This window comes from Xylanimonas protaetiae, assembly GCF_004135385.1.
In the GTDB taxonomy this organism is placed as follows: Bacteria; Actinomycetota; Actinomycetes; order Actinomycetales; family Cellulomonadaceae; genus Xylanimonas; species Xylanimonas protaetiae.
In genome coordinates this window covers 1516003-1531897 of record NZ_CP035493.1, presented here as the reverse complement: position 1 = coordinate 1531897, position 15895 = coordinate 1516003, and the positions used below count along the sequence as shown (strand labels likewise).

Genomic DNA, 15895 nt, shown 5'->3' with positions numbered 1-15895 from the left:
GCCCACGGGGGAGCCCACTGATGAACCTCAACATCCGTCGTCACGTCGGCATGGCCGGCGCTGCCGCTGCCGTGATCGCCGTCCTGGGAACGGCAGCCGCCGTCGCGCACCACCAGGACGCTGCCGCACGGGACCACGCCGCCGCACGGGACCACGCCACCGCGGCGGCCCCTGCTCCGATCGCGTCCACGGACGAGGACACGTCGGCAGCGTCCCGCGGCGACCTGCCGCTCGACGCCAAGCCGTCGCCCGGACGCGGCGGTGCCCGGGACCTCGTCGCTCGCGACCGCACCGGCGGTGCCGGCGACGGGGCGTCCGTGGTGCCGCCGCGCCCTGCGGCGATGGCCGTGGCGGACCGCGAGGGGGCGATCGCCACCGCCGAGTACTTCCTCGAGCTCAGCAACGCGATCTACCTGTCCGGCGACACGACCGCCTGGGACGCCCTGTCCTCGCCCGACTGCTGGTGGTGCACGAAGGTCAGCGACGCGACGCGCACCGCTGCCGCCGAGTACCCCGTGCGGTCGGGCGGCGCGCGGGACGCCGCCGTGCTGGAGACGCTCTCCGAGGAGGTGGCGGCAGCGAGGTGGTCGTTCCTCGTCCAGGTCCACACGGAACCGTCCACCTCGACCGACGGGGACCTCCATGCCTACGTCGACGGAGGCGGGGACGTCATCTCGGGGATCGACCTCGGCGTCGAGGACGGCGACTGGATCGTCTACGAGTACGTGCCCGAGGTGGACATCGAGGCGGTCGGGTGACGGGACCGTCCTCGCCGCCCGCGACCTCGTGCGGAGTTGCGGGACCTGGGCGCGACGCACGCCGCACCGGCATCGCTGCGTGCCGCTCGTCGTCCTGCGCGGCGTCACAGCACCCAGGCGCTGGCGCGGGCCGCGCGCCGCGCCAGCGGGCCGGACACCCGGCCGCTTCCCGGCGAGGCTGAGGCCATGCAGTCGATCCCGCCATCCTGCGAGCCGCTCGGGCCCGCGTTCTGGGTGCAGCCCGCGAGCGCCTGGTCGAGCCTCGCGTTCGTCGTCGCCGGCGTCGCGATCCTGGCCGTCGCGTGGCGTCGGCGTCACACGCCTGCCGGCGTCCTGCAGGTGGCGCTCGGCGTGCTCACCGCGCTCAACGGGGTCGGGTCGGTGGTGCAGCACGGGCCCGCGCCCGTGTGGAACCCGGTGCTGCACGATCCGCCGCTCATGGGCGCGCTCGCCCTCGTCGCCGCCGACGGCATCGCGGACCTCACGGGGCGGCGGCTCCGGCACGGGTGGTGGGTGGCACCGACGGCGGCCTGCGTGGTCCTGGCGGCGCTGTGGCCGGGGGTGTCGGCGGCGGCGCAGAGCGCGGTCGCGGTCGTCGCGGTCGGGGTGACGCTGCTGCGCGCGGGGCGCCGGCCGGCGATCCGGGCTCGGGCCGTCACGGCGATGGCGCTGCTCGGCGTCGGCGGGGTGGTCGGGACGTTGAGCCGGCCGGGCTGGCCGTGGTGCGACCCGTCGAGCGCGTGGTTCGCGGCCGGCTGGTCGGGGCACGCCGTGTGGCACGTGCTCGCGGCGGTCGCGCTGTGGGTGCTCGCGCCGGCGATCGGCCGGCGGACGTCACAGGGCGGCTAAGCACGACAGGGCCCACGGTGCTCGAGTCGTTGGCGAGCGTCCGCGGCGACGCAGCCGCGGACAGACGTGACGCCCGACGGGTGAGCCTGCCGAAACCCCGCTTGGTGAGGCGTCGGCAGGCTCACCTGTCACAGGGGTCGTCACGCCTCGTCGGCGGCCTCCAGCGTCGACAGCTCCGCGATGTCCGCCGCGACGAGCTCGGCGATCTGGATCGCGTTGAGCGCCGCGCCCTTGCGCAGGTTGTCGTTCGACACGAACAGCACGAGCCCACGGCCGTCGGGCACCGACTGGTCCTGCCGGATGCGGCCGACCAGCGACGGGTCGACGCCGGCGGCGGCCAGCGGCGTCGGGACGTCGACGAGCTGCACGCCCGGGGCCGACGCGAGCAGCGCGGTCGCCTGCTCGGGCGTGATCGGGTTCGCGAACTCCGCGTGGACCGACAGCGAGTGCCCCGTGAACACGGGCACGCGCACGCACGTCCCGGCCACGGCCAGGTCGGGCAGCGACAGGATCTTGCGCGACTCGTTGCGGAGCTTCTGCTCCTCGTCGGTCTCGTTCGAGCCATCGTCGACGATCGACCCGGCCAGCGCGACGACGTCGAACGCGATGGGCGCGACGTACTTCACCGGCGCGGGGAACTCGACGGCGGACCCGTCGTGCGTCAGCCTCTCGAAGTCCTGGGAGACGGCGGCGCGCACCTGGTCGGCGAGCTCCGAGACACCCGCGAGCCCCGACCCGGACACGGCCTGGAACGTCGTGATCCGCAGGCGCTCGAGCCCGGCGGCGTCGGCCAGCGGCTTGAGCACCGGCATGGCGGCCATGGTGGTGCAGTTCGGGTTGGCGATGATCCCGAGCTCCGCCTCGGCGATGGCGTCCGGGTTCACCTCGGAGACCACCAGCGGCACCTGCGGGTCGCGGCGCCACGCGGAGGAGTTGTCGACGACGACGGCGCCCGCCTCGGCGAACCGCGGCGCGTGCTCCTTCGAGGTCCCGCCACCTGCAGAGAACAGGGCGATATCCACGTCAGCCAGGCTGTCCGCGTCCGCGAGGGCGACGTCCTCGACGACGACGTCGTACCCGGCGAACGGCAGCGTCGTCCCGGCGGAGCGGGCCGACGCGAAGAAGCGGATCTCCTTGACGGGGAAGTCGCGCTCCTCCAGCAGGCGGCGCATGACGGCGCCGACCTGCCCGGTCGCGCCGACGACGGCGACGTTCACACCCTCGGTGTTGATCTGGGCCATGTCAGCGCCCCGTCCCGGCGTAGACCACGGCCTCGCCCTCGTTCGAGTCCAGCCCGAACGCCGAGTGGACGGCCTTGACGGCCTCGTCCAGCGAGTCGGCGCGGGTCACCACGGAGATGCGGATCTCCGAGGTCGAGATCATCTCGATGTTGATGCCGGCGTCGCGCAGCGCGCCGAACAGGCGGGCCGAGACGCCGGGGTTGGTCTTCATGCCGGCGCCGACCAGCGAGAGCTTGCCGATCTGGTCGTCGAACTGGAGCGACTCGTACCTGATCTCCGCCTGCACGCCCTTGAGCGCGGCGAGCGTCGAGGGGCCGTCGCCCTCGGGGAGCGTGAACGAGATGTCCGTCAGCCCGGTGTGGGCGGCCGACACGTTCTGCACGATCATGTCGATGTTCGCGCCGGCGGCGGCCACGACCTCGAAGATGCGGGCGGCCATGCCGGGCACGTCGGGCACGCCGACGACGGTGATCTTGGCCTCGCTGCGGTCGTGCGCGACGCCGGAGATGATCGGTGCTTCCACGTCAGCCTCCTGGCCGTGTGCAGGTGCGTTGGGGTCGATGAGGTCGCCGTAGGTACCGGCGACCATGGTGCCGGTGGCGTTCGAGAACGACGAGCGGACGTGGATCGGCACGCCGTAGCGGCGCCCGTACTCGACGGCGCGCAGCGCGAGGATCTTCGCGCCCGACGCCGCCAGCTCGAGCATCTCCTCGTAGGTGAGGCGGTCGATCTTGCGGGCGCTCGGCACGATGCGCGGGTCGGCCGTGAACACGCCGTCGACGTCGGAGTAGATCTCGCAGACGTCGGCGCTCAGCCCCGCCGCGATCGCGACGGCGGTCGTGTCGGACCCGCCGCGGCCCAGCGTCGTCACGTCGTTCGACGCGACGTTGACGCCCTGGAAGCCGGCGACGATCGCCACCTGCCCCCGGTCGAGCGTCTCGCGGATGCGTGCGGGGACGACGTCGACGATGCGGGCCTTGCCGTACACGGCGTCGGTGATGACGCCGGCCTGCTGGCCCGTGAAGGACTTGGCCTTCACGCCGAGGTTGTTGATCGCCATCGCGAGCAGCGACATGGAGATGCGCTCGCCGGCGGTGAGGAGGATGTCCAGCTCGCGCTGCGGCGGGAGCGGGGTGACCTGTGCTGCCAGGTCCAGCAGCTCGTCCGTGGTGTCGCCCATGGCGCTCACGACGACGACGACGTCGTTCCCGGCCCGCTTCGCCTCCGCGATGCGCTTGGCCACGCGCTTGACGCTGGCCGCGTCCGCGACCGAGGAACCGCCGTACTTCTGCACGACTAGTGCCATGCTCAGCTCTTTCTGTCGCCGGCCTCCGTCTCTCTCAACGGCCCGCCGGGTGCTTGTGCTTGCCCGACGATGGTACGCGGCCGACGTCGCGGCCCGCCGGGCTGTCTCACCCCGTCGCGTCGGTGGCGCGGGGCCTGCCGTACGCGCGCGTCACCGTCGCGATACGCACCTCGTAGTCCTCGTACCAGGTCGACCTGCCGCGCTCCTGCGCGACCACGTGCTCGTGCACCCGCTTCCAGGCTGCCGCGGCGTCGTCGTCGGACCAGTAGCTGACCGTGATGCCCAGGCCCTCCCTGGCGGACTCCACGCCGAGGAACCCGGGCTGCTGCGCGGCGAGCTCGACCATGCGCTCGGACATGCGGGCGTACCCCCGGTCGCCCGGCGTGCGCAGCGACGTGAAGATGACGGCCGTGTACGGCGGCTCGGGCGTGCGCGCGATCGACATGCAGCCGAGGCTGCCAGGTTCAGGACCCGGTCACCACGTCATACCCGAGCCGCAGGATCAGCGCCCCGACGACGACGACGAACACGACGCGCACGAACCGCGACCCGTGGGCCACCGCCATGCGGGCGCCCAGGTAGCCGCCGACGAGGTTCGCGGCGCCGACCGCGAGGCCCAGGTGCCAGATCACGTGCCCGGCCGGGACGAAGAAGATCAGCGCGCCCAGGTTGGTGGCGAAGTTGGTGATCTTCGCGAGCGCCGACGCCGGCAGGAACGCATACCCGAGCACACCGACGAGCGCGATCACGAGGAACGTCCCGGTCCCCGGGCCGAGCACGCCGTCGTACACCCCGATGACCAGGCCGGTCGCGGCCGCCGTGACGCGGTGCCGGTTGCCCTCCCAGCGCAGCCGGGTGCGGTCCCCGAGCGACGGCCTGAGCAGCGTCCAGACGAACACCCCGACGAGCACCACGAGGATGATGGGCTTGAACGCCTCGGCCGGGATGTGCGAGGCGAGCGCCGCTCCCCCGACGGCGCCCGCGAGCGCCGCGGCCGCCATCGGCCCGGCCGTGGTGAAGTCCGGGTGCACGCGCCGCGCGTAGGTGATCGACGACGTCGACGTCCCCATGATGGAGCCGACCTTGTTGGTGGCCAGGGCCTGCACGGGCGCGACGCCGGGCACGAGCAGCAGCGCGGGAAGCTGGATCAGCCCACCCCCGCCGACGACGGCGTCCACCCACCCGGCGGCGAACCCGGCCACGACGACGAGGACCCAGGTGAGGACATCGAGCTCAGGCACGGCCCACATGCTCGCACCCCGCGGATCGGAACGTGCCCTGCGGCGTCGGGGCGGCCGGTTCAGTGCCGGAGCGTGCGATCGGAACGTGCTTTCGGTATCGGAACGTGCATCGAAGCGCACGTTCCGATACCGAAAGCACGTTCCGATCGCGGGCCAGACGGGCGCGGCTGGGCGGCGAGGCGGCAGCGGGCTGTCACCGTTTTGCGCCCATTTCTGTTACTGATCGGGACGTTCACCCGGCGGGTTCGGGGCGATCTGGGGCGTGGGCCAGTACGGTCCCGTCATGAGCACCGTAGGGGGCATCGACGCCCGCGGCGTCCGGCGTGCGTTCGGGCCGGTCCGGGCGGTCGACGGCGTCGACCTCGTCGCGCGGCCCGGCCGGGTCACCGCGCTGGTCGGTCCGAACGGCTCCGGCAAGACGACGTTGCTGCTGGTCCTCGCGGGTCTGCTCGTGCCCGACGCCGGGGAGGTGTCCGTCGCGGGGTTCGACCCGGTGACGCAGGGTCTGGAGGCCCGACGCCGGACTGGTTGGATGCCCGACGTCTTCGGCACGTGGGACTCGCTGACCTGCCGTGAGGTGCTGACCACGGTGGCGGCCGCGTACCGGCTGCCGCGCGACGTCGGCACCTCCCGCGCGGCGGAGCTCCTCGACCTCGTGCACCTGGGCGAGTACGCCGACGCCCCCGCGCACGTGCTCTCGCGCGGGCAGAAGCAGCGCCTCGGCCTGGCCCGCGCGCTCGTGCACGACCCCGACGTCCTGCTGCTCGACGAACCCGCGTCTGGCCTCGACCCCCGCTCGCGCGTGGACCTGCGCGAGCTCGTCCGCCGGCTCGCGGCCCGGGGCAAGACGGTGCTGATCTCCAGCCACGTGCTCACCGAGCTCGACGAGATGGCCGACGACGCCGTGTTCCTCTCGCGCGGCAGGACGGTGGCGACCCGGTCGGTCACCGGCGCCGCCGCGGAACGGCGGCCGTGGCGGATCACGGCCCTGGACACGGTCGCGCTGCGGGCGTGGCTCACGGAGAACGGTTACCTCCCGCCCGCCCCGGCGGCGGAGCCCGGCCCCATGGCAGAGCCCGGAAGCCCGGCGGCAGAGCCCACAGGGAGCGTGCCCCCTGACGAGGTGCTCGTCGACCTCGACGGGGAGGCCTCCGCCGCTGCCCTGCTGCGTGCGGCCGTCGCCGACGGCGTCGCGGTCTCGTCCCTCGCGCCCGCGGGCGGCGTGCTGGAGCAGGCGTACCTGGCCCTGGAGGAGGAGCGGCGATGAGCGCGGACCTGGCAACCTCGGCGACGCCCGGCCCGACGACACCGGGCTCGACGACACCCGGCGCGGCGACGGGCCGCGGCGACTGGCACCTCACCTGGCACGGCGTCCGCACCGTCGCGCAGCTCGAGCTGCGGCAGCGCGTCCGCTCCACGCGGTGGAAGGTCGCGCTGGTCGTGTGGTTCGTCGTCGTCGGGGCGATCACGGGGCTCACCACGGGCGCGCTGTACGCGCTCTCGGACGACGCGGCGAACCGTGACCCCTTCGGGCCGCTGATCTTCGGCATCGTCGTGTTCTTCGTGCTGTTCCTCGGGCTGCTCGTCGCCCCGACGCTCAGCGCCGCCGCGATCAACGGCGACCGCAACGCGGGGACGCTCGCCACCTTGCAGGCCACGCTGCTGAGCCCTGCCGAGATCGTCGTGGGCAAGCTGCTCGCCGCGTGGGCGGCGGCGCTGGCGTTCCTGGTGGCGAGCGTGCCGTTCATCGTCTGGGCGCTCGCCGCGGGCGGCGTGGCCGTCCTGTCGCTCCTCACGACGCTGCTGATGCTCGCGTTCGTGCTGCTCGTGGTGTGCGCGATCGGGCTCGGCTTCTCCGCGCTGGTCACGAAGACCTCCGGGTCGGCGGTGCTGACCTACCTGACCGTCGGCGGGCTCGCGGTGCTCCTGCCGATCCTCTTCGGGCTGACCGCGCCGCTCGCCATGCAGAACGAGGAGGTGCGCGTCTGGGCGTCGGTGGCGACCGTGGACGGCTCCGTGGCGCCCCGCTGCGAGTGGCAGACCCAGACGCAGACGGTGTTCCACACCGAGCGCACCTGGTGGCTGCTCGCGCCGAACCCGTTCGTCATGGTCGCGGACGCGCAGCCGCTGCCCGACCCCGACGACGACGCCGCGCTGGGTGCCTCCAGCCCGCTCACGGCGCTCCAGCTCGCGGTCCGCCTGGCCCGGACGGGGCCGGCTCCCGAGATGGACTGGTGCTCGGGATCGTTCACCGTCCTCGACTCCGACGGCAACGTCACCGGGTCGCCCGAGTCTCCCGTCGTCGAGCCCGAGCCGAGCCGCAACCTCGTGTGGCCGTGGGGCATGGCCTTCCAGGTCCTGCTGGCCGCCGGCGCGGTCGTCGTCGCGGTCCGTAAGCTGCGGATCCCGACGCGCAAGCTCCCGAAGGGCACGCGCGTCGCCTGACCCCCGGGGCGCTGCTCAGGCGTGCAGCGCGTCGTACTCCGCCTCGGCCGCCACGTCGTCGTCGACGTCGAGGCGCAGGTGCGCGAGGAGGGCCTGGAGCACGCGGACCGCCGAGGCGGCGCGCTCGCCCCACAGGCTCAGGAAGCTGAACTGCCACCACCACAGGGCCTCGAGCTCGTGCCCCTCGTCGTAGTGGGCGAGGCCCTTGGCGAGCTCCTCGACGACGCAGGCGATGTCCCCGGAGAGGGTCGCCGGGCCGACCTCCGACGACAGCACCGGGTCGACCACCTCGAGGTAGTCGTCGAACCCGTCGAACATCTGGGCCAGGGCCACGCGCAGCGGGTCGACGTCGGTCTCGTCGTCGGCGTCGGGCTCGAAGCGCTCCGCCGGGACGACGTCGGTGATCGCCGCGAGGTGCGCGCCGCACGCGAGCAGGTCGCTCGTGGCGAGCAGGAGCAGCCCGAGCTCGGCGCCCGGCGCGCCGCCGGAGGCGACCTCGCTGACGGTGGAGAGGTACGCGCGCACGTGCGACTGCGTCCTCTGAGCGACCTCGCGCAGGTCGCTGCCGGTCTCGATCTCGCCCATCTCCACTCCCCTGTCGCGCGTGCTCTCGGCGGCCGCGGCTATCGCCCGACGACGCGGCGTCCTTCGAACGCCCGGCCGAGCGTCACCTCGTCGGCGTACTCCAAGTCTCCCCCGACGGGCAGCCCGGAGGCGAGGCGGGAGACCGTGACGCCCATCGGCCCGATGAGCCGGGCCAGATAGGTGGCCGTGGCCTCGCCCTCGACGTTGGGGTCGGTGGCGAGGATGACCTCCTGCACGCGGCCGTCCGCCAGGCGCGTGAGCAGCTCCTTGATGCGCAGGTCGTCCGGGCCGACGTTCTCGATCGGGTTGATGGCCCCGCCGAGCACGTGGTAGCGGCCGCGGAACTCTCGCGTGCGCTCGATGGCGACGACGTCCTTCGGCTCCTCGACGACGCAGATCACGTCGTCGGACCGCCGCGGGTCGACGCACACCCGGCACCGCTCCGCCTCCGCGACGTTGCCGCACACCTCGCAGAACCGCACGCGCGCCTTGACCTCCAGCAGCGCGTCCGCGAGCCGGCGCACGTCGCCCGAGTCGGCCGCGAGCAGGTGGAACGCGATGCGCTGGGCGCTCTTGGGCCCGACGCCGGGGAGGCGTCCGAGCTCGTCGATCAGGTCCTGGACCGCGCCTTCGTACACGCCCGCCAGCCTACGGGGCGCAGGTGACAGGCGGGCGCCGCGGCGTCCCCGGTGCGACGGGCGGGGCCGTTCCTCACCTCGCCCGTCGCACCGCGCGGATCAGCGCGGATCGGCGCGGATCGGCGCGGATCAGCCGCGGCCGGACTGGACGAACGCGCCCCCGCCGGAGAAGCCACCGCCCGAGAAGCCGCCCCCCGAGAAGCCGCCGGAGAACGTGCCGCCGAGCTCACGGCTCCGGGAGTCGCCGCCCAGGCCGCTGAGGCCGGACCGCTCGGTGCCGTCCGAGCTGGTCGTGACCGCCTGGGACAGATCGGCCAGGACCACCTGCTGGCCCGCCGCGACGCCCGACGTGATCTCCGTGAGCTCGGGCCCGACGGCGCCGACCTCGACCGGGACCGTCGACACGACGCCGTCGTCGAGCACCCGCACCGTGTGCTCGCGCCCGGAGGCGCGGACCGCCGACGTCGGCACCACGACGACGCCGGAGGCCGTCGCGACCGCCACCGACACCTGGGCGGACGAGCCGTCGAAGAGCGTGCCCGACGAGGCGTCGAGCGCGATCGTCACGGTGTACGACGGCGCGGACGTCTGCGACTGGTTCACGACGCCGACGCGGCTCACCGTGCCCGTGACGGGGGTGGTCGTGCCGGCCACCGCGGCGGTCGCCTGCTGGCCCGTCGCCAGGCGCTGCACCTGGGTGAGCGGGACCGTGACGTCCACCAGGTACCCCGACGTGCCGAGCACCGTGACGGCCGTGGTCGAGGCCGACGCCGACCCACCCGGCGTCACCGAGACCGCGGCCACCGTCCCGGCGATGCGGGACGTCAGGGCGGTCCGGGTCGCGTTCGCCTGCGCGACGGCGAGGTTCGCCTCCGCCGCGTCGACGTCGGCCTGGTCGGCGAGGATCTGCTCCGCCGAGATCGTGACCTTCGAGGTGTCCTGCGTCGCCGACGAGCCGCTCGGGGTGCCGGTCGTGCCGCCGGCGCTCGGGGTGGCCGTGCCGGACGTGCCCGTGCTCGGACGCCCCGTCTGGTTCTGACCGGTCGCGTTCCCGCTCGTGCTCGGGTCGCTCGTGCCGCCCGTGCCGCCCGTGGCGGAACCGTCCTGGCCCGGGGTGGTGCCCGCACCGCTGTCGGACTGCGCAGATGCGGCCGCGAGGGCGCTCACGGCGTCGTCGAGCGCCTTCGCGTCGGCCAGCAGCTCCTGCTGGGCGGCCTGGGCCGCCGACTGACCGTCCTGCACCGCACCGAGGGCGGTGCTGCACGCGTCGAGCTTCGCCTTGAGGTCGGCCAGGGCGTCGCCGGTAGACGCGCCGTCGGCCGACGCGGTGTCACTGGTCGCGTCGCCACTGGCCGCGTCGTCGCCCGTCGCGTCGCCCGTGGTCTGGTCGCTGGCGTCTGCGTCGCCCGCGTTCGGGGCGTCGCCGCCCGACGACGCGGCGGTCGCGTCCGGCTGCGGTGCTGACGTCGCCCCCGACGACGAGGTGGCCGCCGTCGTGAAGTCGTCTGCCGCGCCCAGGAAGGCGGCGCACGTGACGGTGGAGCCGGTCGTCCGGTCGTCGATGGCCGCCTGCGAGCCCGCGAGCGCCGCGTTCACGGCGTCGTACTGGTCGAGCAGCTTCTGCTGCGCGTCCTTGACGGCCTGCTGGAGCGCGGCGACGTCGTCACCGGCGGGCGCCGACGGAGACGCCGTCGCGCCCGGGTCGGGCGTCCGGTCAGCAGCGGGTACAGCGGCGGGCACAGCAGCGGCCGCGGCGGCGGGCACGACGTAGGCGACCGTCGACGCCGTCGCCACGGGAGCGAGCGCGGTGTCGTCGACCGCCGACGTGGTGACCGAGGCGGGGTCGGCCGTGCCCGTCGTCGCGGACGTCTGCCGCGCGGTGGCGCTCGTGCCCGACGACGACGCGGACGCCACACCCGTGGCCTGCGTCTCCAGGTTGTCGGCGAGGGTCTGCTGCGCCTGGGTCAGGGCGTCCTGCGCCTGCTCGACGGCGTCGGCCAGCGCCTGCGGGTCGAGCGTGGCGAGCGTCTGCCCGGCGGCGACGACGTCGCCGACCTTGACGTCGACGGTCGCCACCGTGCCGCCGACGGCGAAGGCGGCGTCGTCGCGGTCGGCGGACGCGACGGTGCCCGTCGCGGACACGCTCTGCGCGACGTCTCCCGTCGTCACCTCGGCCGTGCGGTAGCGGGTGCCGGGCTGGCGCGTCGCGGCGTAGACCGCGCCGCCCCCACCGGCCACCGCGACGGCGACGACGGCGGCGATCACCCGCCGCCGACGCGTGCCGCGCCGTCGGCGGAGCACCGCGTCGCGGGTGAGCTCCGGGAACGCCGCGAGCCCTGCGCCGACGGGGACGTCGGTCGGCCCGGCGGGGACGAACAGCCCGGCGCTCAGCGACGCGTCGCGCGCGGTCGACCTGGCCTTACGCATTGCCGCCTCCCTGCGCGGTGCTCCGGCCCTGCCCGCCGCCGGGGAACCCGCCCTGGCCGGACCGGCCCCCGCCGAACCGCGAGGTGCAGCCGTCCTCGCCCTTCGCGGAGAGCGCGATGGTGTCGGCCGTGATCGTGCCCGAGCCGTCCTCGGTGCCGACGGCCGTCAGGCACTGCCCGACGGCGATGGCCGAGGTGTCGGCGGTCTGGGTGGTGGTGTACGTGGTGTCGGCCGCGACGGTGACGTCGCGCGTCGTGGTGGCCGGCTGGGCCGAGGCGTCCTGCCCGCCGGGGCCGGCGAAGGCCGTCTGCTCCACGGTGAAGCCGGTCGCGGAGACGGCGGTGACCGTACCGAAGACGCCTGCCGCGAAGCCGCGGCGGCCCGCGCCGTCGCCGCCACCGGGGAAGCCGGAGGGCATGTCCGACGGGAGGTCGGACGGCCGGTCCGTGGGGAAGCCCGAGGGGACGCCGTCGGGCACCTGCCTGCCGTCGGCGGACGATCCCGGGCCGCGGCCGCCCGCGCCGCCGCGTGCGCACGTGCCGTCGTCGCCCGCGGGGGTGACGGTCACGGTCGTCGCCGCGACGGCGGCGCTCTCGTCGGACGACGCGTCGCCGGAGGCGGCGAACGCCGAGACGCACGACCCGACGGTCACGTCGGCGAGCGTCCCGGCGACCTGCCGGGTCACGACCGTCGCTGCCGTCCACGTCACCGCCGTCTGCGAGCCGCCGCCCTGCACCTGGGCGATGTCCCCGGTGACGGCGGCGACCTCGCCGGACGCCCCCGGGAACTGCTGGGCGGCGCCGGCGCGCGCGGCGCCCGCGTCGTCGGGCGCCTGCGTGGTGCCGGAGGTCGCGGTGGGAGCCGGACCGGCCGCGCCGCCGCTGCCGCAGGCAGCGAGCGTGAGCCCGACGGCGAGGGCCGCGCCGACCATCCCCGTGCCCCGCACGAGCAGGGCGGCGCGGGAGGACGGGCGAGGAGGACGAGTGATCACGGGAGACTCCTTGGCTTGCGACGAGACGACGTGCGACGAGTAGAAGGGCGGGCAGGTGGCGTCACTGCGACCGCAGCGCGTCGATGGGCGCCAGGCGAGCGGCGCGCACGGCCGGGTAGACGCCGAACACGAGCCCGATGGCGAGCGCGACGGCGATCGAGCCGCCCACCGCGAGCGGCGAGACGACGATGGACGAGCCGACCATGCCGGGCAGCACCGTGGCGGCCACGATCCCGAGCGCCGCGCCGACGACGCCGCCGACGAGCCCGAGGATCGACGCCTCCACGAGGAACTGCCGCCGGATCGCGCCGGGCGGGGCGCCGAGGGCCTTGCGCAGGCCGATCTCGCGCGTCCGCTCGGTGACCGAGACGAGCATGATGTTCATGACGCCGATGCCTCCCACCAGCAGCGACAGGGCCGCGATGCCGGTGAGCAGCACGGTCAGCGTCTGGTAGACGCCGGTGGCGGTGTCGACGAGCGCGTCCTGGCTGGAGACGGTGAAGTCGGCGCTGTCGGCGTCGGTGATGCCGTGCAGGTTGAGCAGCAGCGCGGTGACCTGCTGCTGCGCGGCCGAGATGGTGTCGGTGCCCGTGGCCTTGACGTAGACGGTCGAGACCGCGGTGCGGCTCGTCCCGCCGACGAGCGTGGTGAGCAGGGTGGGCAGCGGGATCACGGCGGTGTCGTCGAGGTTGTCGTCGGTGCTGGAGCCGGCCGACGCGAGGACGCCCACCACGGTGTACTGCGTGCCCGAGATGGTCACGGTCCGCCCCACGGCGAACGTGGTGCCGAACAGCTCGGAGGCCGTCTCGGTGCCGAGGACGACGTTGGCGGCCTGCGCGGTCACGTCCTCGTCCGTGAGGAACCGCCCCTGGAGGAGCGTGCGCGAGCGCACGTCCGCCCACGAGGGGGTGGTGCCGACGACGGTCGTGGTCCAGTTGGCGTCGCCCGCGGTCAGGCTCTGCGAGCTGGTGCGCTGCGCGGCGACCGCCGCGACGTCGGGGGCGACGACGGGCGAGGCGATGGCCTCGGCGTCGGCGACCGTGAGCGTCGTCGCGGAGCCGAAGCCGCCGCGCACCCCGGCGGACGACGTCGACGACCCGGGCGTGACGATGAGCAGGTTCGAGCCGAGCGAGCTGATCTGGGCGCTGACGTCCTGCTGGGTGCCGAGGCCCAGCCCGACGGTGAGGATCACCGCGGCGATGCCGATGAGGATGCCGAGCACCGTCAGCAGCGACCGGGTCACGTGGGTCCGGATGGCCTGCCAGCCGGTGAGGAGGGTCTCTGACCAGGTCATCGCGCGTCCTCCTGGATGAGCCCGTCGAGCACGCGCACCACGCGGGCGGCGCGGGCGGCGACCTCGGCCTCGTGGGTGATGAGCAGGATCGTGCGGCCGGCGGCGTGCAGCGCGTCGAGCAGCCCGAGCACCTCCTCGGTGGAGGTGGAGTCGAGGTTGCCCGTCGGCTCGTCGGCGAGGATCATCGCCGGGCCGCCCACGAGCGCCCGGGCGAACGCCACGCGCTGCTGCTGCCCGCCGGAGAGCTGGCCCGGGCGGTTCTCCAGCCGGTCGCCCAGGCCGACGCGCTCGAGGGCCTCGACGGCCAGCGCGCGACGCTCGGCGCGGCCGAGCCCGCGGTAGACGAGCGGCAGCTCCACGTTCTGCACCGCGGAGAGCGATGTCAGCAGGTGGAACTGCTGGAACACGAACCCGATCTGGGTGTTGCGCACCGCCGCGAGGTCCACCTCGTCGAGCTCCCCGACGTCGTGCCCGGTGAGCCGGTACGTGCCCGACGTGAGCACGTCGAGACAGCCGAGCACGTGCATGAGGGTCGACTTGCCGGACCCGGACGGGCCGATGACGGCGACGTACTCGCCGGCCTCGACCCGCAGGTCGACGCCGCGCAGGGCCTCGAAGCTCAGGCTCCCGGTCTGGTACGTCTTGCGGCCGCCGACGAGCTCGATGACGGGCGCGGGGGGCGGGGGGGTCGGCAGCGGGGTGGGCAGCGCGAGCCCCGCCGGCGCCGCGGCGGTCACTGGCCACCGCCGCGCGTGCCGCCCTGCACCGCGCCGCCGGGGAACCCGGTCCCGTCGGGCGGGGTGAAGCCTTCGGGGAACCGGACGCCGTCGGGGATCTGGAACCCCTGCCCGCTCTGGCCGCGCTGCCCGGTGCCGCCCGCGCGGCTGATCGTGGTCTGCGTGTACTGGACCGTCTGGCCCGCGCTCAGGCCGTCCGTGACCTCGACGTCCTGGCCGTTGCGGTCGCCGAGGGTGACGGTCGTGGGGGTCGTCGCGCCGTCGTCGCCGACGACGTCGACGGTCGTGGTGCCGTCGTCCGCGGTGGTGACGGCCGCCGACGGCACGGCGAGGACGTCGCTGCGGCGCTCGTAGATGATGGTGGCCGTGACGGAGACGCCGTCGTGCAGGCCCTCGGGCGTGCCCGTCACGGCGATGGTGACGGGGTAGCTGACGGCGCCGGAGCTGGTCGTGGGGAGCAGGGCGACGGACGTGACGGTGCCGAACACCGTGTCGGCGAGGCTGTCGCCCGTGAGCTCGACCTGGTTGCCCGCCGCGATGTCGGCGACGTCGTTCTCGCCCACGTTCACGGTGACCTCCCAGGCGTCGGTCCCGACGATCTCGAAGGCGGCGGTCGAGGTGTCCGCGGCGGCGTTCGCGCCGTTGCCGCCGATCCCGCCGCTGCTGCCGCCGCCGACGGTGTCGCCGACGGTGACGTTCACCGCGGTGACCAGGCCCGCGTGGGTCGCCGTGAGCGTGGCGTCGGCGAGGTCCGCCTGGGCGGCGTCGTCGGAGGCCTGGGCGACGTCGACGGCGGCCTGCCGCGAGGCGACCTGGGCGTCGGCGGCGTCGGAGCCGTCGTCGTCGGCCTGCGCGCTGGCGAGCTGCGCCTGGGCCGTCGCGAGCGTCGCCTTGGCAGCGGCCGCGGCGGCGTCGAGCTGGAGCGTGTCGATCGTGGCGAGCACCTGGCCCGCGGCGACCGTGTCCCCGACGGCGACGTCCACGGCCGTCACGGTGCCCGACGCGCCGAAGCTCAGGGAGTCCTGGACGGTGGGCGCCAGGGTGCCCGTGCCGGTGACCGACTTCTGGAACGTGGACGTCGCCACCGTCGCGGTGACCTTGGTCGAGGTGATCTCCGGTCCGCCGGAGGCCGCGGTCTGGCCCCGCATGACGAGCCAGACGGTGGCGGCGGGCGCCGCGAGGACCGCGAGCGCCACGACGAGGACGATGGCCTTGCCCAGGGGTCGGGACCAGATCCGGGAGAGTCGCGGGACGCGGCCGCGGCGTCGGGTCCGGTTCCCCGGACCCTCGACCTCGGTCGACTCGGCAGCAGCGAGCGTGGTGGTCATGCCCGCGACGGTAGGGACGCGGTCTGGGAGGACAGGTGGCCTCCGCCTGGGAGGA

Annotated in this window: 15 protein-coding genes; 4 read left to right on the top strand and 11 right to left on the bottom strand. The window is 74.5% G+C overall.

What is annotated here, in order from left to right:
- Positions 1-20 precede the first annotated feature (20 nt).
- A complete protein-coding gene (locus ET471_RS06935; RefSeq protein WP_129187195.1) occupies positions 21-758 on the top strand; it encodes a DUF6318 family protein in 738 nt (245 codons plus the stop codon).
- A 186-nt stretch (positions 759-944) separates the two neighbouring features.
- Entirely contained in the window at positions 945-1607 is a 663-nt protein-coding gene (locus ET471_RS06930) for a hypothetical protein (protein ID WP_129187194.1), read from the top strand.
- Between the two features lie 140 nt (positions 1608-1747).
- Here the strand turns inward: ET471_RS06930 and ET471_RS06925 are convergent, their stop codons facing one another.
- The 4 genes from ET471_RS06925 to ET471_RS06910 form a co-directional block, all read right to left on the bottom strand.
- Positions 1748-2848: an aspartate-semialdehyde dehydrogenase gene (locus ET471_RS06925; protein ID WP_129187193.1), complete on the bottom strand. Its 1101-nt coding sequence runs from the start codon at positions 2846-2848 to the stop codon at positions 1748-1750.
- Between the two features lies 1 nt (position 2849).
- Complete coding sequence (locus ET471_RS06920) at positions 2850-4154, bottom strand: aspartate kinase (RefSeq protein WP_129187192.1); 1305 nt, start codon at positions 4152-4154, stop codon at positions 2850-2852.
- 106 nt (positions 4155-4260) lie between these two features.
- The gene (locus ET471_RS06915; RefSeq protein ID WP_129187191.1) at positions 4261-4599 is read right to left on the bottom strand and encodes an antibiotic biosynthesis monooxygenase family protein; all 339 of its coding nucleotides are present in this window, start codon (positions 4597-4599) and stop codon (positions 4261-4263) included.
- Between the two features lie 19 nt (positions 4600-4618).
- Positions 4619-5404: a TSUP family transporter gene (locus ET471_RS06910; protein WP_129187190.1), complete on the bottom strand. Its 786-nt coding sequence runs from the start codon at positions 5402-5404 to the stop codon at positions 4619-4621.
- Positions 5405-5678: 274 nt separating this feature from the next.
- Between ET471_RS06910 and ET471_RS06905 the strand changes: the two genes are divergently transcribed.
- Positions 5679-6662: an ABC transporter ATP-binding protein gene (locus tag ET471_RS06905; protein ID WP_129187189.1), complete on the top strand. Its 984-nt coding sequence runs from the start codon at positions 5679-5681 to the stop codon at positions 6660-6662.
- Entirely contained in the window at positions 6659-7840 is a 1182-nt protein-coding gene (locus ET471_RS06900) for an ABC transporter permease (protein ID WP_129187188.1), read from the top strand. Before ET471_RS06905 ends, ET471_RS06900 begins: the two co-directional genes overlap by 4 nt.
- Before the next feature lie 15 nt (positions 7841-7855).
- Here the strand turns inward: ET471_RS06900 and ET471_RS06895 are convergent, their stop codons facing one another.
- From ET471_RS06895 to ET471_RS06865, 7 genes are all read right to left on the bottom strand, one after another.
- Positions 7856-8425 (bottom strand): DUF5063 domain-containing protein, encoded by a 570-nt coding sequence (locus ET471_RS06895; RefSeq protein ID WP_129187187.1) that lies wholly within the window; start codon positions 8423-8425, stop codon positions 7856-7858.
- Between the two features lie 38 nt (positions 8426-8463).
- Complete coding sequence (gene recR / locus ET471_RS06890; RefSeq protein WP_129187186.1) at positions 8464-9063, bottom strand: recombination mediator RecR; 600 nt, start codon at positions 9061-9063, stop codon at positions 8464-8466.
- Between the two features lie 129 nt (positions 9064-9192).
- The gene (locus tag ET471_RS06885; protein WP_129187185.1) at positions 9193-11490 is read right to left on the bottom strand and encodes a permuted SH3 domain-containing protein; all 2298 of its coding nucleotides are present in this window, start codon (positions 11488-11490) and stop codon (positions 9193-9195) included.
- Positions 11483-12481, bottom strand: coding sequence for a hypothetical protein (locus tag ET471_RS06880; RefSeq protein ID WP_129187184.1), 999 nt, complete (start codon positions 12479-12481; stop codon positions 11483-11485). The genes ET471_RS06885 and ET471_RS06880 overlap by 8 nt, the downstream gene beginning before the upstream one ends.
- 61 nt (positions 12482-12542) lie before the next feature.
- On the bottom strand, positions 12543-13775 hold the full coding sequence (locus ET471_RS06875; RefSeq protein ID WP_129187183.1) for an ABC transporter permease: 1233 nt from the start codon (positions 13773-13775) through the stop codon (positions 12543-12545).
- Complete coding sequence (locus ET471_RS06870) at positions 13772-14512, bottom strand: ABC transporter ATP-binding protein (RefSeq protein WP_129187182.1); 741 nt, start codon at positions 14510-14512, stop codon at positions 13772-13774. Before ET471_RS06870 ends, ET471_RS06875 begins: the two co-directional genes overlap by 4 nt.
- Entirely contained in the window at positions 14509-15840 is a 1332-nt protein-coding gene (locus ET471_RS06865) for an efflux RND transporter periplasmic adaptor subunit (RefSeq protein ID WP_242496455.1), read from the bottom strand. The genes ET471_RS06870 and ET471_RS06865 overlap by 4 nt, the downstream gene beginning before the upstream one ends.
- Positions 15841-15895: the final 55 nt, after the last annotated feature.